General features: G+C 64.7%; 12 protein-coding genes and 2 pseudogenes. 11 read left to right on the top strand and 3 right to left on the bottom strand.

What is annotated here, in order from left to right:
- Nucleotide 1 precedes the first annotated feature (1 nt).
- A complete protein-coding gene (locus MBA17_RS19850) occupies nt 2-2335 on the bottom strand; it encodes an ATP-binding protein (protein WP_238497987.1) in 2334 nt (777 codons plus the stop codon).
- Between the two features lie 332 nt (nt 2336-2667).
- Here MBA17_RS19850 and MBA17_RS19845 point away from each other — a divergent pair, with 332 nt between their 5' ends.
- From MBA17_RS19845 to MBA17_RS19820, 5 genes and pseudogenes are all read left to right on the top strand, one after another.
- A complete protein-coding gene (locus MBA17_RS19845) occupies nt 2668-3519 on the top strand; it encodes an IS5 family transposase (RefSeq protein ID WP_238497986.1) in 852 nt (283 codons plus the stop codon).
- Nucleotides 3516-3944 carry a hypothetical protein gene (locus MBA17_RS19840; RefSeq protein WP_238497985.1) on the top strand — a complete coding sequence of 143 codons (429 nt, stop codon included), beginning with the start codon at nt 3516-3518 and terminating at the stop codon, nt 3942-3944. Before MBA17_RS19845 ends, MBA17_RS19840 begins: the two co-directional genes overlap by 4 nt.
- Before the next feature lie 125 nt (nt 3945-4069).
- A pseudogene (locus MBA17_RS19835) lies at nt 4070-5050 on the top strand (IS701 family transposase); the annotation flags it as partial.
- A gap of 364 nt (nt 5051-5414) precedes the next feature.
- Complete coding sequence (locus tag MBA17_RS50490; protein WP_455432797.1) at nt 5415-12566, top strand: RHS repeat-associated core domain-containing protein; 7152 nt, start codon at nt 5415-5417, stop codon at nt 12564-12566.
- A gap of 82 nt (nt 12567-12648) precedes the next feature.
- Nucleotides 12649-12909, top strand: a complete 261-nt coding sequence (locus tag MBA17_RS19820) for a hypothetical protein (RefSeq protein ID WP_238497983.1) — start codon at nt 12649-12651, stop codon at nt 12907-12909.
- Between the two features lie 395 nt (nt 12910-13304).
- Here MBA17_RS19820 and MBA17_RS19815 read toward each other — a convergent pair.
- Nucleotides 13305-13523: pseudogene (locus tag MBA17_RS19815) on the bottom strand (IS5/IS1182 family transposase); the annotation flags it as partial.
- 412 nt (nt 13524-13935) lie between these two features.
- On the opposite strand from MBA17_RS19815, the gene MBA17_RS19810 reads away from it, so the two are divergent.
- The 5 genes from MBA17_RS19810 (at nt 13936) to MBA17_RS19790 (ending at nt 20186) form a co-directional block, all read left to right on the top strand.
- Nucleotides 13936-15192, top strand: a complete 1257-nt coding sequence (locus MBA17_RS19810; protein ID WP_238497982.1) for an IS110 family RNA-guided transposase — start codon at nt 13936-13938, stop codon at nt 15190-15192.
- A 315-nt stretch (nt 15193-15507) separates the two neighbouring features.
- Nucleotides 15508-16833, top strand: coding sequence for a DNA cytosine methyltransferase (locus MBA17_RS19805; RefSeq protein WP_238497981.1), 1326 nt, complete (start codon nt 15508-15510; stop codon nt 16831-16833).
- Between the two features lie 389 nt (nt 16834-17222).
- Nucleotides 17223-17624: a very short patch repair endonuclease gene (locus MBA17_RS19800; protein ID WP_238498012.1), complete on the top strand. Its 402-nt coding sequence runs from the start codon at nt 17223-17225 to the stop codon at nt 17622-17624.
- Nucleotides 17625-17733: 109 nt separating this feature from the next.
- The gene (locus tag MBA17_RS19795; RefSeq protein WP_238497980.1) at nt 17734-19239 is read left to right on the top strand and encodes a PIN-like domain-containing protein; all 1506 of its coding nucleotides are present in this window, start codon (nt 17734-17736) and stop codon (nt 19237-19239) included.
- 443 nt (nt 19240-19682) lie between these two features.
- Nucleotides 19683-20186, top strand: coding sequence for a hypothetical protein (locus MBA17_RS19790; RefSeq protein WP_238497979.1), 504 nt, complete (start codon nt 19683-19685; stop codon nt 20184-20186).
- Between the two features lie 640 nt (nt 20187-20826).
- Here MBA17_RS19790 and MBA17_RS19785 read toward each other — a convergent pair.
- Nucleotides 20827-20991, bottom strand: a complete 165-nt coding sequence (locus MBA17_RS19785) for a hypothetical protein (protein ID WP_238497978.1) — start codon at nt 20989-20991, stop codon at nt 20827-20829.
- 110 nt (nt 20992-21101) lie between these two features.
- Between MBA17_RS19785 and MBA17_RS19780 the strand changes: the two genes are divergently transcribed.
- Nucleotides 21102-21677: an SAF domain-containing protein gene (locus MBA17_RS19780; protein WP_238497977.1), complete on the top strand. Its 576-nt coding sequence runs from the start codon at nt 21102-21104 to the stop codon at nt 21675-21677.
- Nucleotides 21678-21682 lie beyond the last annotated feature (5 nt).

The raw sequence follows: 21682 nt of genomic DNA, 5'->3' as shown, positions 1-21682 counted from the left end.
CCTAGCTGTTATCCGCTAGTTCACGGACCACGAGTCGGCAGCTGGAACGAGTTCGCGTGAGCTCCTCTAGATCGAGCCGCGGGCGATGCTGTTCCAGGAGGGCCAGATCGCTAAGAGGGTTGATCAGGCGCTCCACCACCAACTCTCTCGCTGTGACGTCGGTAAGTGCCTCGTACGAGCGCTTGAAGACCTTCCCATCGAGGAAAGTGTTAGGGCTGGCGGCGATCAAACGCACGATAGCGTTCGCGGGAACGTAACGAACGAAGTCGCCGCTCGCGATCATGTCATCCCACGTGGTCGCGTTGGAGGCTTCGATCGCGAACCGCCGCTCGGAACTCGCCCGCTCAGCCTCGGTCAGCAGTTCCCAATGAACCGCCGGGCTCTGCGCGACCTGCGACACCATGGCCGATCGCACCTGATCCATGATCCTTTCAGCCTCGTCCGCGAGGGCCGTCGGCGTGAGCTTGACCGACGCGCTTCTGGCCTTAAGGAGGGAGACGATCTCAGTTAGGGGTCTGTTGACCTTGTTCGCCCGCACGCGCATGTACTCGGCGACTTCCACCAGTGCCAGATCGCGGATGTCCGTCCCCTGCTCCTGAAAGAGCGAAGCTCCGACATCCACGAAGACTTCAAGCAGGGGGGCACGAAGCATGATCGCTACCACAGGGGCAGGCACCTTGTCTTTGGTCATCAGCTGCTGACCATGGGCTACCCAGACCGCGAGCTCGATGGCGCCCAAGTCAGGTAGGGCGTATTCACCCGCGAGGTCGACAAGAGGCTCCCCGCTATCCCTGTATCGCTTGAGACGTTGCTCCAGCGTCTCCTCAACCTCTACTGGTTGTGGCTCCATCGTTACGGGAGTTGAGGTTCCTGTGGCCGAGGACTGGTCCGCGTAACCCGCGTCGGGGTTGAGTAGGTTGGCGTCAAGTCCTGGCAGGATCTCCCCACCTTGTGGGTCGGGGTCGGGAACCGCCGGATGATCGTGTTGGTAGGCGGACTGGTACCAGATGTCGTCAGTCCGGTATGCCTCCTCTCCCTTACGGAAGCGGACGGCCCATTCGAGGGCCTTGTTGTGCAACGCGGAGTGACCGTCGCCGGGAATGAGGTAGTTGAGTCCGGGATCCTGCCGCCGGTACCCCTTGAAAAGCAGGGCGAGTGGGCTGTCATTCTCCGGCAGGCCAAGTTGCTTGGCCTTGTTTGGGCGGATTGGGCTAATTCCACGGATGGTCCGAATGGCCTGACGCCATTCAGGGGTGTCAAACTCGAACGCTGTCTTTTGATAGTTCGGGGCAACGTGGTCGCAGTGTATCTCTCCGACTATACGACCAGTCGGAACCTTGGTGTCGATGGGATATTCAAGGTCTGGTTCGGAGAGTTCATCCTCATCCTGCCAGTAGAAAACGCGCTTGTCTTTGGGTAGAATCTTCCGGCCGTTGCGGAGGAAGTCCAGGCCATAGTCAGACCTATGGACATACCTCTGGATACCGATCCAGCCCCAAATCCGTCGTGATCGCAGTTCCAGTCGCTCCGATCCGCACTCCTCGCACAGTTCGGCGTCTGCCCGGCTCCAGTAGCCGCAGTCCATGCAAGCCTTCTTGTCCTTGAGCGGCAGATCGATGTGCTGAATGGCATGGATCTGCACGCCCAGCCGTGTGACATATCGGCTCTCGTCCCAGACGCACGGCAGTCGCGGCTGCACCTTCTTGTTGTTGATCGTCAGGAGGAAGCCGCGTTCCCGTAGAAGGTAGCTGTAGATATCGCCGAGCTTCTCCCGGATGACGGTTTGTGTTTTAGGCCGCTTCAGGACCTCGAACTGCTCAGACTTGAGATCGCTGACCGTCACTGTGGTGCCGTGCTCCGCCGAGTTCGCCTTGGGGACGAGACGATATGGAGCCTGGTACTGAGGCGACTCGGCGATCTTCGGGAGGTCGAGAACGACCTCTACCCAATGAGGGTCGCCGACGCGACTGGTGCGAATAGTCGTGTGTCGACCGAGACGCGCCGTACTGATGTTGAAGCCCATGCCGAATAGGCCGAGCGAGCCATGCCTGCTGTTGCTCGTCCAACCAGCGCTGATGGCATTAGTGACAGCCTCTAGGCTCATGCCCCGACCGTTGTCCTTGACCACGATCGCGGCTGTCGACCGGGTAGCTGTGGCGGTGGGCAGCGTGATCGAGACGGAGGGACGTTCTTCCATCTCGCCCGCAGCTTGGAACTCGTCGAAGGAGTTGTCGACGAGCTCCGCGAGGCACTGCCAGTGGGAGAACTCGATGTCCCCCAACACCCCGAGGATTCGTGGGTGAGGGGTGACGTTGATGAATTGGTTCTCGCTCACAGTTTGCTCGCTCCCGATCCCAGGACTCTGTTCGTCATCAGCTACCAAGGATGAGTAACCGCAGGTCAGAAAACCGAGGGAGCTCATCTCAACGCCAGCCCTCAGGATAGTGCTTGAACTGAGTTTCGGGGCGGGTGATCCACACTTGCTCCAGGCTCTGGGAGGCATTGGCCTGAGCCCGCTGACCTGCCTTCTGTTACGTGCGGACTCCGGCGCGCTAGCCGGGCCTAAGAGGGAGTTTTGTGAGGGATTGCCCATGCGTGAGCTGTTGTGTGAGTGAGGATGTCGTTACAGAGGGTTGACGTCCGGTGTGGGTGGGCTGGACTGGCAGCATGGGCAAGCGAGAGCTGTATCCCAGCGACCTTTCCGACGGGCGATGGGCGCTGATCGAGCCGGTGATCACCGCGTGGAAGCAGCGGCATCGCTCGGTCAGCGGGCATCAAGGCCGATACGCGATGCGAGAGATCGTCAACGCGATCCTCTACCAAGCGCGGACCGGCTGCCAGTGGCGGTACCTGCCCCATGACTTCCCTCCGCACACCGCGGTGTACTACTACTTCGCCCGGTGGCGCGACGACGGCACCGACCAGACCATCCATGACCTGCTGCGCTGCCAGGTCCGGGAGCGGGCCGGCCGCCGCGAGGACCCCAGCGCGGTGATCCTGGACACCCAGACCGTGCGCGCCTCGGTCAGCGCACCGGCGGCCACGACCGGGCTGGATCCAGGGAAGAAGGACCGGGGCCGTAAGCGCGGCCTGGCCGTCGATGTGCTGGGACTGGTGATCGCGGTGATGGTGACCGCCGCCGGTGTGCACGACAACGCGATCGGCATCGCGTTGCTGGACAAGGTCGCGATCGACAACCCTTCGGTCAGCAAGGCGTGGGTGGACGCGGGGTTCAAGAACGCCGTCGCCGCGCGTGGGGCCGCACTGGGCATCCAGGTGGAGACCGTCCACCGCGATCCGCAGCTCAAGGGGTTCACGCCGTTGCCCAAACGGTGGGTGGTCGAGCAGGTTTACGGCACGCTGATGCTGCACCGCCGCCTGGTGCGGGACTACGAGACCCGGCCCGCCAGCGCGGAGTCGATGGTCTACTGGTCGATGACCGACAACATGGCCCGTCGATTGACCGGCACAGCCACTCCGTCCTGGCGGCCGGCGTCGCTGCTGGGCCTGGCGGCGTGAACCGCCCGGTCGTGCCCGATGAGCTGTTACGGCACCTGGGCGGACGTGAGCACGACGCCCGCGCCCAGGTCGACCGGCTGCGCACCGAGATCGCCGAGCTGTCTGACCGGTTGGAAGACGCTCAGCAACTGGTGTCCCGCCTCCAGCTCACCCGGCAGACACTGCTGGAGATCGCCGGGCGACAGCACGAGCAGAACCAGTCCGGCACCGAAGAACCACTTCCGCCCGCTTACCAGGAGGTTCTTGCCGTCTTCACCCGCACCGACGGAGGCCTGCGCGCCAAGGACCTGTGCCGCGCTTTGAACATCGGAGATCAGCCCCGCCACATCGAGAGCATGCGCGCCAAACTCAAACGCCTGGTCGGCCGCGACATCCTCACCGAACCAGAACCCGGCCTATTCGCCATGAACCGGAACGAGAGCTAGCAAAACTCCCTCTAAGAGGTCCCAATAGGGCAGTCGCACATCGTGAGGGAGGCCCGCTTGTCCGGCTGTACGTACAAGCGAACAAGATCACAAAAGCGGGCACCGCTGCGATCATCGAGGTGTGTATGGACTCGATAAGAACGGTGGCCGCGTTGGCCAGGCTAGAGCAGATCGACGCGGGCTGGTTGAGGACTGGACTCGATGACGCGTTCGCCCTGGTCGCGGGGCGGTTCAAACGCCGAGAGGTACGGCTGCGTGCCCGGGCGTGCCTGCATGGCCTGCTGTCAGGGCTGGAACGCAAGAACGGCTGGACCCTTGCCGAGTACTCCGGAGATCGCACGCCTGATGGGGTGCAACGGCTGTTCTCGACCGCGAGATGGGACGTCGACGGGGTTCGCGACGATGTACGGGACTACGTGCTGACGCACCTGGGCGATGCCCGCGGCGTGCTGACCGGCGACGACACCGGATTCCAGAAACGCGGCGCCGGCTCGGCGGGCGTGCAACGGCAGTACACCGGCACCGCAGGAAAGATCACCAACTGCCAGATCGGGGTCTTCCTGGCCTACGCCGGCCCGCGCGGCCGTGCGCTGATCGACCGGGAGCGGTATCTGCCCGCGTCCTGGCTGAACGACCCCGGCAGGTGCGCTGTGGCGAAGGCCCCCGAACCGGCACGGTTCGCGACCAAGCCACAACTGCTGCAGGCGATGATCGAGCGGGCTGTTGCCGCCGGGGTGACGTTCGCCTGGGTGAGCGCCGATGAAGCCCACGGCGGTAACGGGCCGCTGCGCCGGTTCATGGAAAGCCGCCGGATCGGCTACGTGCTGGCCGTCTCCTGCGACCATCAGATCACCACCGGGCTGGGAAAGGTCCGCGCCGACCGGGTGGCCGCCTGGCTTCCGGCCGGTGCATGGCAGCGGATGTCGTGCGGGGACGGCTCCAAGGGCCGCCGCTGGTATGACTGGGCGCTGGTGGCCACCACCAGCCCTGCGCATCGGCTGCTGATCCGCCGCTCGGCCTGCAACCCGGCCGAACTGGCGTTCTTCTTGTCCTACAGTCCCAGCCCGGCCCCGCTGGCCGAGTTGGTCGCCGTCTCCGGCAGCAGGTGAGCCAAGGCAACTCGCTGGTGCTGCCACCAGGATCAGTGCTACCTGCCGTCTGCAGGCCTTGGGGAATTGGGTGAGTGCGAGGCGGGTGGCGTCGATGAGCGCCGCCCCGAAGTCGAATCGTTATCAACGGTGGTTCCTGACTGACATGACGGTTGACTCGGCGATGACCTGGGGCGATGTGTCTCATTCGCACCAGTTCGTCTGGGTATCGTCACCCTTCGTTGTCGTTGCATCGCGATGATCGTATTGACCTGTCGGCCGTCGTCGATCGATAGTCCAGGTGATCGTCTTTATATCGATCTTAAGTGGATGAGCGACGGCCACGCGTTGCGTCGCGGGTTTCTTGTATGGAGGCTGCGGCGTGGACGTTTGGCGTGTCCGAATTTGGCTGATCTGTGCTCTGGTGCTGGTAGTGGCGATGGCCGGCGTGGGCGTGGTGAGCGACATCCTGCAACCCGATTTATCCGGCTCGGCCGCCCAAGAGCGGTCGGTTGACGGGCAGGAAATCGAAAAGGTCGCCTCCACGACCGGCGCGGAGGACGCGCCGCTGACGGAGCGGGAGCCGGCTGCGCCGGTGTGGCCGAAAGCCTCCTCCGCGGACGTGACCCTGGGAGCCGCGGCGGTGCGGGTGGCGAACTCGCCGGTGACCCTCGCCGCCGCCGGGCCGGACACACCCGCCAAGACGCGGGTGGAGACCTACGGCGCGGATGTGGCCAAGCGGCTGGGCGGCATGGGGCTGGCGGTCCGGCTGGCCCGCAGCGACGGCGACAGCAAGACGGGCAAGGTCACACTCGGGGTGGACTACGCCGCATTCCGCAGCGGCCTCCCCGGGGACGCAGCCTCACGGTTGACGTTGATCCGGATGCCGGCGTGTGTGCTGGGGGAGCAGCCGGACGCGGCGTGTGCGAAGGCCGCGAGGTCGGCGGCGGCGATCCCGGTCCGTAACGACGCCAAGAACGGCCGGATCGTGGCGGTGGCCGAGGCCGGTACCGGCGTGGCGGAGTCGGTGTACGTGCTCGCGGTAGCGGCCGCCGCGGAGGACCCTGGGTCGGGGACCACCAACTTCGCCGCGACCGACCTGAAGCCGGCGGGCACCTGGCAGGTCGGGTTGTCCGGCGGCGGGTTCTCCTACTCCTACCCGATCGCGGTCCCGCCGTCGGTCAACGGGCCCGGCCCCGACCTTGCGGTCTCGTATTCCTCCTCCGGGGTGGACAGCCTCACCAACTACACCAACAACCAGGCCTCAGTCGCCGGGATGGGCTGGGACGCCGGGGTCGGGTTCATCGAGCAGAAGTTCCGGCCGTGCGCCGACGACGTCTTCGAGACCAGGAAGAACTCCGGGCAGCGGGACTGGAAGCACCTGTGCTGGGAGTCCCCCGATGAGAACGACGGCGACGCGGCGACCACCGACTACACCACCTCCGACCTGGTGCTGTCTTTGGAGGGCAAGTCCTCGGCGATCGTGAAGGACAAGGCGACGGGCGGATACAAGACGGCGGAGGACTACGGCTGGAAGATCGAACGTCTCACCTCCGGCGTTACCCAGCAGCCGTTCTGGCTGGTCACGACCGCGGACGGCACCGCCTTCCGGTTCGGGTACCGGCGGGACGCGATGTGGCAGACCCCGTTCATCGGCGACGACGCGGGGGAGCCGTGCCGGGAGAAGTACAGCAGCAGCGAACTGCCTGGATTCTGCTTCGCGCCGTGGCGGTGGAACCTGGACCAGGAACTCGACACCAACGGCAACCTGGTCGACTACCGCTACCAGCGGGAGGAGAACTGGTACTGCATGATCCACGGGGCGTTGTGCGAGCCCGGCTTCCCGTGGGACCCGATGGACGCCCGGCTGGCCTATGACCGGGGCGGCTACCTGCAGCAGGCCGAGTACGGCCACAACAAGCAGATCACCGGCACCACCCCGATCGCGAAGGTCACCTACAACGCGGTGGATCGCGGCACCCCGCCCAGCTCCGGCGTCCCCTGGGACAACGACACCCCTGATGAGCTGGACTGCCCCTCCGGGACGCCCGGCGAGGTGGCGACGTGCTCGGGGCTGGGGCCGACGTTCTTCATCACCAAACGGCTGAACACCATCGTCACCTCCACCGCCAACACCACCGGCGGCTGGGATGAGGTGACCCGCCTGGAGTTCGGCTACAAGTGGGTGTACACCCAGATCCTGGACCCGCTGCCGCCGGCCGGTCCGGTGCTGTGGCTGGACACCATCCGCCCGGTCGGCCTGGCCGGCACCGGCCCCGACATCGCGTTGCCGCCGGTCGACTTCGAGGCGACCCTGCTGGACAACCGCGCCGACTACAACGACGCCCAGGGCAAGGCCCGGGTGCGTTTCCCGCGGATGTCGGCCGTCTACAACGGGCTGGGCGGCCGTACCGACATCTCCTACGGCCAGGCCAAACCCTGCCCCTTCCCCTCCGGGTATCCCACCTCCGGCTGGGACGCCAACGCCCGTGACTGCTACCTGGCCACCCTGGGCACGTACTACGACGAGGGCGGCATCGCCCGCACCGCCCGCGCGGTGTACCTGAAGTGGCTGACCACCCAGGTCGTCGACAAGGACCTGGTCGGCGGATCCCCCGACGTGGTGACGCGGTATGAGTATGTGGGCACCCCGGCGTGGGCCCGCCCGTTCGCCTACCTCCAGGCGGAGACTCAGAACGGGATCGTCTGCGGACGCCCCACCAACGAGTACTGCAAGGTACTGGTCGAGGACTGGGACGACTTCCGCGGCTATGAGACGGTCCGCACCATCACCGGCAGCGGCCCCGCACCCGAGGACTTCAGCGTCACCAGCGCCACCTTCTACCGCGGTATGTACGACGACCCCCGCGCGGACGGCACTCCCAAACACACCCAGGTCACCGACTTCGACGGCAACGCCTACAACGACCTCCGCGTCCTGGCCGGCCGTACCCTGCAGGAACAGACCTGGCGCGCCACCACCGTGACCAACCCCGCCACCGTCGCAGCCCCCGCACCCGCGTCTCAGGCTCCACCCGCCGCCGAACCCGAGCCCGCCGCCGGAAGACCCATCACACGAGCGGCTAGCGCCCCCAGCGGTGGCCGACCGGCGGCCCGCATGCTGGCCTGCACGCACCCCGAATGGCTCAACCTCTTCGTCTATGCCAAGGGCCAGCGGGTCACCTGGAAGAACCACCACTGGGAAGCCACCGCGTCCACCCTCTCCGAACCCGGCGCCGACGCCACCTGGAAAGACCTCGGCCTCTGCTCAGGCGGCAGCACTCCCACCCCCACCCCGACACCTACCCCCACGCCGACCACACCCCCGACCACCCCACCCGGCCCGGGACCCGGCGGCTACGCCGAGGTCTCCTCCAATCGGTACGAGTACGTCAGCACCTCCACCGGCACCGGCCCCGGCATCTACGACCCGCTGAGGATCAGCACGAGTCGTGAGGTGGCTCGCGAGGCCGTCACGACGGGGTGGCGATACACCGAACAACGCATCACCTACGACTCCTACGGCCTGCCGGCCACCTCCAACGACTACGGCGAGACCGGAAACGCCGCCGACAACACGTGCATCACCACCACCTACGCCCGCAACACCAGCAAGTGGATGCTCAACCTCCCCGCGGGAGTGGAACGTCGCGCCGGAGACAACTGCACCACTGGAGCCCTGCTGGGCAAGTCGGTCATCCTGTACGACGGAGCGACGAGTCCATCCGCCAACTCCCCCACCCTCGGAAACGCGACCGAGAACTGGGTCTACGACCGAGCCTCCCACTACAACACGACCAAAGCCGCCTTCGACGGGTATGGCCGGCCGACCTCCGCGACCGACCCGCTAGAGAAGATCACCACCACCGCCTACAGCCCGACCACCGGCTGGCCACACAACGGCATCACCACCACCAACCCGCTCGGCCACACCACCACCGTCAAACCCTCCGCCCTGCACGGTCTCCCCATCTCGACGACCGATCCGAACAACCACACCACCGAGATTGACTACGACGCGCTCACCCGTACCTCGGCACTGTGGGGCCCCGCGGAACCACGAAGCGGCAGCACACCCACGGCGAGCTTCGCCTACCACATCCCCTCTACCGGCAATCTGGGGCAGCCGACCGCAGCGGCCAAGACCACCATCAGGCGACTGCTGTCCGGCAGCGGCACAAGTGCGAAATACCTCACCGCGCACTCCTATGACGACGGCCTGGGCAGAACCCGCGAGACGCAGACGCTCTCACCCACAGGCGGCCGCATCGTCAACGTGACCGGCTACGACGCCCGCGGACAGGCCCATGCCAAGTCCAACCCGGTGCACAACCCGGACGAACCGGGAAGCGGCCTGCTGAATCCCGCCCTGACGGACCTGCCGCAGTGGAACAAAACGGTCTACGACGGCCTTCAACGGCCCATCGCGATCATCGCCTTCCACCTGGCCTCTGAACTGCGCCGCACCACGATGGCCTATCCCGGCCTGGAGCGCACCGAGGTCACCCCGCCGATCGGCGGCAAGACCGTCACCGTCACCGACACCAAGGACCGGACGGTCAAGACCGAGGAGTGGAAGGACGCCACCGTCCACCACGACACCACCTACGTCCACGACCACTCCGGCAACCTGACCAAGCTCACCGACGCCAGCGGCAACGTTCGCACCTTCACCTACGATTGGCTCGGCCGTCGCACCGCCGGAACCGACCCCGACGCCGGCTCATCCTCCTCCGGCTACGATGCCGCCGGCCGGTTGCTGTGGTCCATCGACGGCAACAACGCCAAAATCTCCCACACCTACGATGATCTGGGGCGCCGCACCGCCCAATGGTCGGGAGAGGCCGGCAGCGGAACCAAGCTGACCGAGTGGATCTACGACACCCTCGCCAAGGGGCAGCTGACCTCGTCCACCCGGTACACCGGCGGCCAGGCCTACGTGGACGCGATCACCGCCTACGACTCCGCCTACCGGCCGACCGCCACCAAGCTGACGATCCCCTCCTCTGAGGGACCGCTGGCCGGTGAGTATGACTTCACCGCACGCTACGACCGAGCCGGCAACCAGGTCGAGTACGGCATGCCCGGCAAGGGCGATCTCCTCGCGGAAAAGCTCACCCTCTCCTACACCGACCTGGGGATGGCCCAGGGGCTGACCTCCGACTACGGCAGCGGCGCCACCTACGTCAAGGACACCGCCTACACCGCCACCGCCCGGCTGGCCGAACGCTCCTACGGTGCGACCGCTCAGATCAAGCGCGCCTACACCTGGAACGAGCAGACCGGATGGCTGGACCGGCTGACCACCACCGCCAAAGCCGACACCACCACCCCACAGATCGCTCAAGACGACCGCCTGTCCTACGACAAAGCCGGCAGCATCAGCCGCATTCTGGATGCCGCCTCGGCCGTCCCGGGCACCACACCGGGCCAGTCGGAATGCTTCGGCTACGACGGACTCAGCCGGCTCACCACCGCGTTCACCACCACCGGCTCGACCTGCACGGCCGGCCCCGACACTCAGGGCATCGACCCCTACAACCAGACCTTCGCCTATGACGCGGTCGGCAACATCACCACGCTGACCGACGGCAGCGGCACGTCCACCTACGCCTACCCCCCCGCCGGCCCTTCGGCGGTGCGACCCAACACGGTCACCGCCATCAACCGGCCCGGTCGCAGCGACACCTACGCCTACGACAACGCGGGCCAGCTCAGCGGACGCACCGTGGACGGCAAGCAAGGCACCTTCACCTGGAACGCATTCGGCCAGCTCGACAAGGCCACGATCGACGGCCAGGACACATCCATGGTCTACGACGCCGGCGGTGAGCGGCTGATCCGCCGCAACCCCGATGGCGCCGCCACGCTCTACCTCGGCTCCATGGAAGTGACCGCCTCCGGCGGCCTGGTCAATACCACCCGGTACTACACCGGCCCAGACGGCACGGTCGTGGCCCTGCGCAACAACACCGGCGTCACCTGGCTGGCCTCCGGCCTGCACGGCTCCGCGCAACTGGCCATCGAGGACTCAACCGGCCAGATCCGCCGGGAACGCTACCTGCCTTACGGCCAGCGCCGCGGCGCCGATGACCTGCCCTTCACCGACCGCGGTTTCCTCGGCAAGACCGAGGACGACTCCACCGGCCTGACCTATCTGTCCGCCCGCTACTACGACCCGTCCATCGCCCGCTTCATCTCCACCGACCCGCTGCTCAACACTGACAAGCCGCAGTGGCTCAACCCCTACAGCTACGCCGGCGACGACCCGATCGGCCTGGCCGACCCTGAAGGCCTCAAACCCGACCCTGGATGCAGCGGCGGCGACCGGTTCACCGCCCCATGCATTGAGGCCAGATGCAAGGGATCGAAAACCGACGAATGCAAGCAATGGCGGGCCGAAATAGCCGAAGGAAAAAGACGAGCCCAGATCATCGTGGACAACATGATGTTTCTGGAGCTGTATAAGGCTAATTGCCAGGGCGCTCCGCCCTCGGGTGTGGACATGGACTACCACCTGGGGAACTGTGCAATGTTCGCTCAAAATGCTGGACTTGTTCTCGACGGCCCTGGCTACCAGGGCGATGTTTGGGAAGAGCAACACGGGATTGTCAAATTCTTCCTTGAGGACGCCAAAGCATGCCTCGACGACAGCAATATCGGCTCATGCGCAATGCTGGCATCCGGAGGCGTGGGAAGAGGAGTCAAGTTCGGGCTTAAACAGGGAATAGAAGGTATCAAGGGAGCATTCAAGAAAGCAGGCGACCTATTAAAGAAGTGTAATAGCTTTGTCCCGGGCACCTTGGTCCTCATGGCGGACGGCACGCGCAAACCCATCGAGGAGGTAGAGGTCGGCGACGAAGTACTCGCCACCGATCCAGATACAGGCGAGACTAAACCTCGTCCCGTTATCGATCTCATCGCTGGCGTCGGCACGAAAACCCTCGTTCAGATCACCGTCGATACGGATGGACTCGATGGCGACGCTACCGGCGTCGTGATAGCAACCGATGAACATCCCTTCTGGAGGGTCGACACCCGCACCTGGATTGCCGCCGCCCAACTAAGCGCCGGAGCCTGGCTGCGAACTGATTCGGGTGCTCAGGTTCAGGTTGCCGCCACTAGAAAGTGGACGTTATATCATCAGAAAGTTCATAACTTTACTGTGGCCCAACTCCACACCTATTATGTGGGTGCCGGGGCCGCTGACATCCTGGTTCATAACGCGAGTCTTGATTGGCGATGCATCAAATTCACCGGGGCGGAGCGTCAGGAGTTTAGCAAGTGGGCTAATGTCAGCTTCAATGCTGACGAGGGTGGAAAAACTGCCGCCATTCAATATCATTTGGGGGAGCACGGCAAAGGGCGCAACCTGGTGGAGTACACGAATAGGGCGGTTGATCTCTGGGACGCCTATGGCCATGAGAAGAAGCCAGTAAAACTAAGAAATGGTAAGATGGGCTGGAAGATCAAGATCGGCAAGCGGTTTGGCATCTATACTCAAAATGGGAAGATTGTAACCTATGCCGACTAGCGCAAGTGCGCGTGAACAGCTACGTGAGGCATTCGACAGCTTTTTGCTACTTCCCTTTCCTCAAATACCTACAGTGGAGATTTTGGACGACTACATTATTGAGCTGGCTTCACTTAGCCCGCATATCGCTGCAAAAGTTATGCGAACCTTAAATGGTAATATGTCAAAGGGAGACTTTTCTGTACTAAGGGAAGCAATTGTAGACACTCAGGCGCTAATTGATGGGCTGGCCAATGTGAAACGCTCCGGGTGTAATGAGCTCGACATTGTGGATGGCATGATGGAGTATGCCACTGCTCTCCGTCATTTAGCTGAAAAATCCCTTAGTTTCGAAGTTTGCTAGTCCAACAAATAGGTCAGCGGGTGAGGCGTCGCCAGATGATGGCGGCGCCGAGGGTCATGAAGGCTTCGTGGATGTCGTCGCGGATCTCCCAGCGGATGCGCAGTCGGCAGAACCAGTGGAGCAGGGCGGATGGGTCGGCCGAGCGGCGAGGTGTCAGCCGGGGTTGGTCCTTTACCGCTCGGCCTCCCGCCGAACCGGACTTGATGGTTTCCCGATCATCCGGCTCTCCAGTGACTGCTGCGTTAGCGGTGGAGCAGGTTGCCCGTGGATTGGTCGTGGCAGGCGGTGCAGACCACGAGGGGTGTGACCAGTGGCTGCCTGCCAGGGCGTTCAAGGCATGCCTCGAAGCAGGTGCGCGGCCCATGTGGTGTGGAGATCAACAGAGCGCCTCGCGGCGCACAGGTTCGTTCGATGGCCCATCGGTGGATGCCCAGGCCGGAGCCGTGCGGGGTGCCGCGGCGGGCGATGATGGGTTTGATGCCGGTGCGCCAGACCAGGCGGCGGTACTTGTCGTGGTCATAGCCGCGGTCGGCGTATAGTCGGTCCGGCCTGCTGCGGGGACGCCTGTGCTGGCCGCGTACCGGCGGGATCGCCTTGATGAGGGGGATCAGCTGGGGTGGCGTCTCGGGGGAGAGGTGTCGCATGGCCTGGGCAAGGTTGGTCGCACCATCGGTCACCCGACCATCCTGCCCCGTCATGGCGGCCTGGTCGGCGAGGGTCATCGTCACTGTCTCGATCGTCCCGTCTCGCCCTGCTTCGCATCAAAAGGGCTCACTGGTGCACCATCCTCTTGTCGGTAGTCGTGAGACTGCTGATGCACCCGAGGTGCCGCCGGGTCACCGCCCTGCTCGCTCGATCAAGTGAGGTCCAGCATGAGTTCTGCGAGATCCGGCGGTTACCCGGGGCGTGCTGACCGTCGACAGGGCTGAGCGCCACCGAGCGCCGAACAGTGAGCTGACTGGCTGCCGCGTCCCGGGACCGACAAAAGGGTGCCTCCCCACTGGGCTTAGCAGCGAGGAGGCTGTCATGCAGGATGCCCCCCACACGTCCCTGCCCGCAACCGCACCGGGCGGCGTCACCGCCGGACTCGACTGGGCCAGCGCCGATCACGTCGCATGCGTGGTCGACACGGCCGGGAAGGTGGTCACCCGGTTCACCATCGAGCACACCGGTCCAGGCCTGAACGATCTGGTCCGCCGTCTGAAGAAGGCCGGAGCCGGTGAGGTCGCCATCGAGCGCGGCGACGGCCCGGTCGTCGAGTCCTTGCTGGCCGGCGGGCTGACCGTCGTGGTGATCAGCCCGAACCAGGTCAAGAACCTGCGCTCGCGCTACGGCTCGGCCGGTAACAAGGACGACCGGTTTGACGCGTTCGTACTGGCCGACACCTTGCGCACCGACCGCGCCCGGCTGCGCCCGCTGATCCCCGACAGCCCGGTCACCGCCACCCTGCGCGCCACCGTACGGGCCCGCCGGGACCTGGTGGCCCACCGTGTCGCGTTGTGCAACCAGCTGCGCGCGCACCTGGCCGGTGCCTTCCCCGCCGCGGTCGGTCTGTTCGCCGACTTGGACAGCCAGATCAGCCTGGCCTTCCTGTCCCGCTTCGACTGCCAAGACCGGGCCGACCGGCTGAGCGAGCGGCGCCTGGCCGCCTGGCTCAAGAGCGTGGGCTACTGCGGCCGCCAGAGCGCCGCCGCACTGCTGGTCCGCCTCAAGAGCGCACCACGCGGCGCCGGCGGCGACGACGGTACGGCGCGGGCGCACGCCACCCGGGCGATGCTCGCCGTCCTGACCACACTGGTCGAGCAGATCAAGACGCTGGAGGCGCAGATCGGCGAGCAACTCGCGTTGCATGCCGACGCGCACGTCTTCACCTCGCTGCCCCGCTCGGGCACCGTCCGAGCCGCCCGGCTGCTGGCAGAGATCGGCGACTGCCGCGACCGCTTTCCCGACCCGTCCTCCCTGGCCTGCCTGGCCGGGGTGGCACCCTCGACCCGCCAGTCCGGCAAGCACAAGAGCGTCGGCTTCCGCTGGGCGGTCAACAAACAGCTGCGCGACGCTGTCTGCGACTTCGCCGCCGACTCCCGCCGGGCCAACCCCTGGGCGGCCAAGCTGTATGCCGACGCCATCGCCCGCGGCAAGGACCACCCGCACGCCACCCGCATCCTCGCACGGGCCTGGCTGTATGTGATCTGGCGCTGCTGGCAGGACGGCCATGCCTACGATCCCGCCAAGCACGGAGCCCTCCAGACCCTGCTCAGACAAGATCAACAGGCGGCGGCTTGACACAGGGCTACTCATGCGTCCCATATGTCACAGCGGTCTGACAGAGAGGGAGCTGATAGCCGCCGGCTGTCGCTGAGAGCGCCCGGATGCTGGCCAGGGGGTCATTGGTGCCGGGCTCAGACCTTGGAGGGCGACGGCGAGCTGATCATTGAGGGCCTTGGTGATGCTGAGCTTGAACTCGCAGCGTGCCGCCCACCATCTGGTCTGCCCTTCTCCTGAAGTCGCCTCAGTGCACTCTAGATCACGCCGCTAAGTGGGATGCGAAATCCGTTCGAAACTATGTGAAGATCACCTTTTCCGCGGTATGGTTTTCTCATGTCTGAACAGCGGGAAGAAGCCATTAAGGATCGCACGGCTGTTGAGCTTTTCGCTGGAGGAGGCGGCTTGGCCATGGCGGTCCAGAACGCGGGCTTCCGACCGCTGTTGTTCAACGAGTTCGCCAAGCGAGCCTGTGAGACTCTCGCGGCGAAAGCTGATCGCGTCCCCGAGGGGGGGCGACCCTGGATTCCCGAGCCGGGTCAGCGTCCACCTTTGGTGGGGGGCGACGTCCAGAACCTTGACATGAGCTACTTGGGCGAGGCGGGCGTGGATGTCCTGGCGGGGGGGCCTCCGTGTCAGCCGTTCAGTCTCGGGGGCATCGCTAAGGGTGATGAAGACAAACGGAACATGTTCCCGCAGATGTTCAGAGCCATTCGGCAGATCCAACCCAAGGCCGTTATCTGTGAGAACGTCCGTGGACTGCTGCGTCAGTCCTTCGCCCCGTACTTCGAGTACATCCTGAGGGAATTGGAGCTTCCCTTCGAGGAACGCGAACCCCGGTCGACCTGGCAAGAGCACGACGCGACGCTTCGAGAACGCATCGGACAGGCCGATGCCGATCCTAAGAAGCGCTACGTGGTGAGATCGATTCCAGTGAACGCTGCGGATTACGGTGTGCCCCAGGTCCGCCATCGGGTGATCATTGTGGCTTTCAGGTCCGACCTGGCGGTTGACATCGACGCGTTCGAAGACTCGGTGAAGAGGACGGAATACTCCGAGTCGGCCCTGATCCGCTCCATGCTGGGTCTTGGTGAGGATGACTACTGGGCACGTCACCCAGGCGTTCCTGATCACGTCAAGCAGAGGGTGCTGGCCCGCTTGCCGAAGACGCCGCCGATGGATGACGGTAAGAAGCCATGGCGAACGCTTCGAGACGCCATCGTCGGCGCATGCGCCGGAGGCGAAGCCCTTCCCGCGATCACCGATGACCTTCTGGATCGAACCGAGCACGGACTCGGGGGGTATACCGATCACATTGGCTGGCCCGATGCAAGGATCTATGACGGCCATACTCCGAATGAACTCGATCGTCCTGCCAAGACGGTGAAGGCCGGCGTCCACGGTGTCCCGGGTGGCGAGTCGGTGGTGTTGCTCGATGAGCGCGTGCCCGACAAATCCGCACCTGACGGCTGGACGTACAAGCATCGCTATATGACCGTGCGCGAGACCGCCCGTGTGATGACCTTCCCTGACAACTGGAAACTGAAGGGACCGCGCGGTGAACAGATGCGCCAGCTTGGCAATGCTGTTCCCGTCTTGCTGGGCGAGGTGTTCGCAAGGTCGGTGGCGGCTGCCCTGGACAAGGCGGAGGGCGCTAAGTGACTAGGACGCCACAGAGCTCGCAGGGGTGGAGGGATAGGCATCCTCCCGATAGGGCATGGAGGGGGCGGCCAGGTAGAAGCAAGGCCGCCGTGGCGGCTGAACAGGATCGAGCTGCGGGCGGTCGGCATCGGCGCGTCGTGAGCTTGGTAGATGGTCGGTTCGCTCGCGCGTCGGTGGAACTGAAGGTCCTCCCCAGTACCCGCCGGATCCGGGCTTACCTGCGGTGGTCGGATCAGGGGAAGTCGCCCGCCAGGTACCTCGGCCAAGTTGACCATGACAGCAGAACTGCCAACCTAGCTGAGGCATGGGAGCGAGCGTGGGCGAAGGGCCTCCTATTTGAGGAGCCGCAGGACGGGTCCTGGGCCTCGTCTCGCGCAGTTCGAGCTGTGATGAAGGGCAACCGTAGCAAGGACACCAGACCTGAGATCAGGTTGCGGACCCTGCTCCATAAGGAAGGGCTTCGCTATCGAGTGGCGACGCGGCCGCTGCCGAGCCTTCGGCGGACCGCGGACATCGTCTTCCCCAAGGCGCATGTCGCGGTATTCGTCGATGGGTGCTATTGGCATGGATGTCCGGAACATCACCGATCGGCGACGATCAACGCAAAGTTCTGGCGCGATAAGATCGAGAAGAATCGAGCACGAGACGCAGAGACTGGCAGGCTTCTCGCGGAGGTGGGATGGACCGTGATCCGTGTCTGGGAGCATGAGGATCCGGCAGAGGCGGCCAGGAGGGTCTCGGCTGCAGTGCGGGGAGTCGGCAGCCGCGCGACTTCGGTTACTCCCGTGTGAAAGTGTGGCGAGGCATTCGGATCACCTTTCCCTGATTCCGGCTTCACGCGAGACGTTTGTCCGCGATGATCGTATCTGATGTGACATCGCGGATGCCGAGGAGTGGGTTGTGCTTACGGGTGAGGAGCCCCCTGGCTCCCCTGAGCGCGGGTTGATCGACGGTTTCGAGGGGTACCTCTCACCCTCCGACGAGGACTTCCGTTCTGTGCTCACTTCCGGCCTCGTTGTCCTCGATACGAATGTGCTGATGAACCTCTACCGCTATGACCCTCGGACGCGAGCGGACCTGTTCAAGGTGCTTGAGAGGTTGGCGGAGAGTCTCTGGATTCCACACCAGGTTAAAGACGAATATTGGCGTGGCAGAGAGCTGACGGTCATTAATCGCCGAAACAGCGCGAACGAGGCTATTTCAGCACTGGAGAAGCCAACCCGACAGGCGGAGGAGATCATCGCTACGTGGGCGCGCAGCGTGGGCCTTCCTGAAGAGCGTCACGCCGAACTCCGCCAGCTCATCGCGAGTGCCTTCGATGATCTGAGAGCGGCCATCAGGGGGCCTGGGGGCAGGGACCCTCTCGCTGACGCGAGGGATACCAACAGGGATCTGGTGTTCGCTGCGCTCGAGCCCTTGCTGGCGGGTCGGGTTGGCATGCCGCTGCCCCCGGACGATCTGACGAAGGTTCTGGCCGAAGCTGATCGACGCGCTAGTGAAGAGATCCCCCCTGGCTATAAGGACCGCGACAAAGCGGATCATCGCGGAGCGGGCGATTACCTGGTCTGGGAGCAGACGCTTCGGGAGGCGGAGCGACGCCATGTCGATGTCTTGTTTGTTACCAGCGACGCCAAGGAGGACTGGTGGCGAAAGATGCGGGGACGGCCATGTGGTCCTCGCCTTGAACTCGTCGCGGAGCTGCGGAAACGAGCGGGGACTCGCCTCTTCATGCTTCAACCACAAGACCTGCTGGGGATCGTCGGACGGCTTCTCCAGGTTACCGTGCAGCCAGAGTCTGAGGCGGAGATCGCCCGCACGGCTCAGGGCTCTGTGGGTGAAGGGGACGGTAGCCGGGATCGCATACGCCTCTACCTTGCCACGGCACTCACGGAGGCGCTTGCGGGGGATGTTCTCTCTGGGGATATCAAGGTCTGTCTCGGGGGTTCGGCTGGAGGATCGCCCTGGGACGTGCTCGTGGAAGCCCACGGTGCCGCACAGGCTGGCGTCTGGATCTATGACCCAGTCAAGCCATTCAACGACCTGGCGACAGACTCGGTGCGGTCGACGGCCATGGTGATGGCGCAGAACCTCCGCGGGGACCATCCTGGCCTTCGCGGCCCATGGATGGCCTGTCTCGTTGATCTCACAAGCCTCACTCGCGGGCTGAGCCAGGAATCCGACCACTGGCAGCGTGGTCGACATGTTGAGAGCCGGTTTCCGGCTCTGGCCGAGGCGACCTTCGCTCCATGTGTTGACCAGGTTATAGCAGCTGGGTTCAGTAGCGTAGTGATGCTGCCTGGCGTCGACCACGCGACCGAGACGGACCTTGGATCCTTCTCCCGGATAGATCAGATCGTTGATCTGATTAGGGAGCATTTCACCAACGCTCGAACAAGCGAAAACTGACGGGGCACGGCAGCTGGCCAGCGCTAGTGTGAGTGGTCTCCACGCAGGAGAGGACGGTAGCGGACACGCCGTTCTGGCTCTAGTACAGAAATTGGAGATCGCGCCAGGGTCGTTTCAGTTGAGCGCGGTCAAACATGGGTGGGGTCGCCTGGAGGGAGTTTCTCTAATCCCGCGCCGCGTAGCTTTCCGGGGATATGACGACGTTCCTCATGAGGGAAACGCCACTCGGCCCTGTCGCTCCGGGCCAATTCTGCCCGCGTCCAAACCAGTGCTATAGACGCATATACGGTCGCTGCGGGCCGCTGACCAGCGGCTATCACGTTCTGCATCTAGATTCTCCTGACTCAGTGTATTACAGTGACTACTCCACGCGTTCATCCCTCCTAGAACTGCGAGAGCGAGTCATGTGGCGACGGTGCGCCCTTGCCGGTTCCCTCGGGACCGTGATGATTGTCGGCCTCGCGGCATGCCAGTCGTCCGACGTGAGCCAGGAGTCCCGCGCCAAATCGGTCGAAGCCCCGCGCTCCACCGGCCCGCTCGATCCCCAGTCCTCAACGAGGCAGGCCGTACTTGCCACCTACCACGGCATGTGGCAGGACTTCCGGCATGCAGGCCGTACCGCCGATTGGGATCATCCCGACCTCGACGACCACGCCACCGGCGACGCCGAGGTGGTCCTCCGGCACGGCCTCTACCTGGCCCACACGAAGGACCAGGTGCTCAAGGGGGAACCCAGGCTTCAGCCGAGCGTCAGTGAGCTCAAGGCCAAGAGCGCGACCATAGTCGACTGCGTCGACGACACCGCGTTCCTGATCTATGGCGGGAACGGCAAGCCAGTGAAGGGTGGCGACCCGACGGGCCGTCACCGCACCACAGCTGGCCTCGTCTTCCACGACGACTCCTGGTACGTCACCACCTTCGTCTTCCGGGAGGCGGGCACGTGCTGATTCAGCTCGTCCTCGCCGGCGCGCTCGCCTGTGCGGCTTACGCCGATCCGGAAGGCGGTGACGGGGGCGGGACGCTCATCCGGTGTGGTCCGGGTGGTGGGCCCGGGTGCGTCACGGAAGCCCGGCGCTGGTGGAAGGACCTGCCGCAAAACGAGGGCGGCGCACCGGAGGCCCGTCCCGCCAGTGGGCCACGGTGCACAGTGGTGCCCGCAGCCCCTCCGGGAGGTGCGTTCGACAGCGGGAGATGGTCCATGATCACCTGCCCCGGGCAACCCGGTTTGCTGGTCAGGGACGGCGGCCCGCGAGAGAACGCTGATGATCCACGGATAACACCCGTGATGGTCGCCATGATGGCTCGCGATCGGCTCAGGCTTCCTCGGCCGGGGATCAACACCTCGCCGAAACAGGAGGATCCGCAACTGGTCCGGCTTCCCGTGTGGCTGGCGGTGTCCAACGGAGTCTGGCATTCATACACGTCATCCGCCACGACTGGCGGGATCACCGCCACGGCGACAGCGACGCCCGCCACTGTCACCTGGACCATGGGCGACGGCAGGTCCGTGACCTGCCACGGCCCTGGCACGAGATTCAAGCCAGGCAGACATGACCCTCGCGAAGCCTCGCCGACCTGCGGTCACACCTACCTGGAATCGAGCGCGACCGCCGCAGGCGGTAGATACCGGGTGACCGCGACGATCAGCTGGGGGATCTCGTGGACCGGAGAGGGGCAGAGCGGCACGCTCCCGCCACTGGCCACCACGTCAAGTGCGAGCTTCCGCGTCGCCGAGAGCCAAGCGATCGTCACTACCTGAACGATCTGAATGACCCGGAACGGGGGAACCGGTGGTCAGGACAGAGATCAGACAAGCGCGCCCGAAGACGGTCGTGCCGAACAAGCGGCGTTCTGTTGGGAGGGTGCTGCTCGGTGGGCTCGTCGTCATGGGCTGCTCGTTCGCGACGACCACAATCACCTTACGATCCCAGGTGCCTGATTCCGCACTGGCTGTACAGACCCACCTACCATCCGGGCACACCCTCGCCAAGAAGGATCTACGTGTGGTCAAGGCGGTCGTAGGACCGGACGTGACCTTCATCCCGGCCGATCGCGCAGAGGAGATCGTCGGCCGGCAACTCACGGTCCCGCTGGTATCCGGCGCTGTGCTGACCGAGGCCAACCTGGGGAAGGCAACCTTTCCACAGCCGGGCCAGGCGCTGATCGGCGTGGCCGTCAAGCCCGGCCAGTACCCGCCAGATGTGGCCCCAGGCGATCGGGTGGCCCTTTCCACCATCCCCGGCAGCGCCGTCGCTGCCGACAGCAGGACCAAGCTCGTGTCCACAGTCGCGGTGGTGACCAAGGTCGACCGGCCCGAGCAACCGCAGGATCCGGCCGTCGTCACGCTGCTGCTCCCGCAGACCGACGCGCAGCTCGTCAGCGGTCCGGCCGCGCAAGGTCTCGTGACCCTGATGCAGGTCTCGCCGGTGGCGCCATGACAGCA

Origin of the sequence: Dolomitihabitans soli, from assembly GCF_022213955.1 — a bacterium.
Taxonomy (GTDB): Bacteria; Actinomycetota; Actinomycetes; order Streptosporangiales; family Streptosporangiaceae; genus Streptosporangium_A; species Streptosporangium_A soli.
This window is presented reverse-complemented; position numbering and strand designations above follow the sequence as displayed.

Bases quoted from the DNA above. Each gene is read 5' to 3' on its own strand.
- MBA17_RS19845 (WP_238497986.1), top strand. From the start codon at position 2,668: ATGGGCAAGCGAGAGCTGTATCCCAGCGACCTTTCCGACGGGCGATGG.
- MBA17_RS19800 (WP_238498012.1), top strand. From the start codon at position 17,223: ATGAAGGGCAACCGTAGCAAGGACACCAGACCTGAGATCAGGTTGCGG.
- MBA17_RS19805 (WP_238497981.1), top strand. From the start codon at position 15,508: ATGTCTGAACAGCGGGAAGAAGCCATTAAGGATCGCACGGCTGTTGAG.
- MBA17_RS19810 (WP_238497982.1), top strand. From the start codon at position 13,936: ATGCAGGATGCCCCCCACACGTCCCTGCCCGCAACCGCACCGGGCGGC.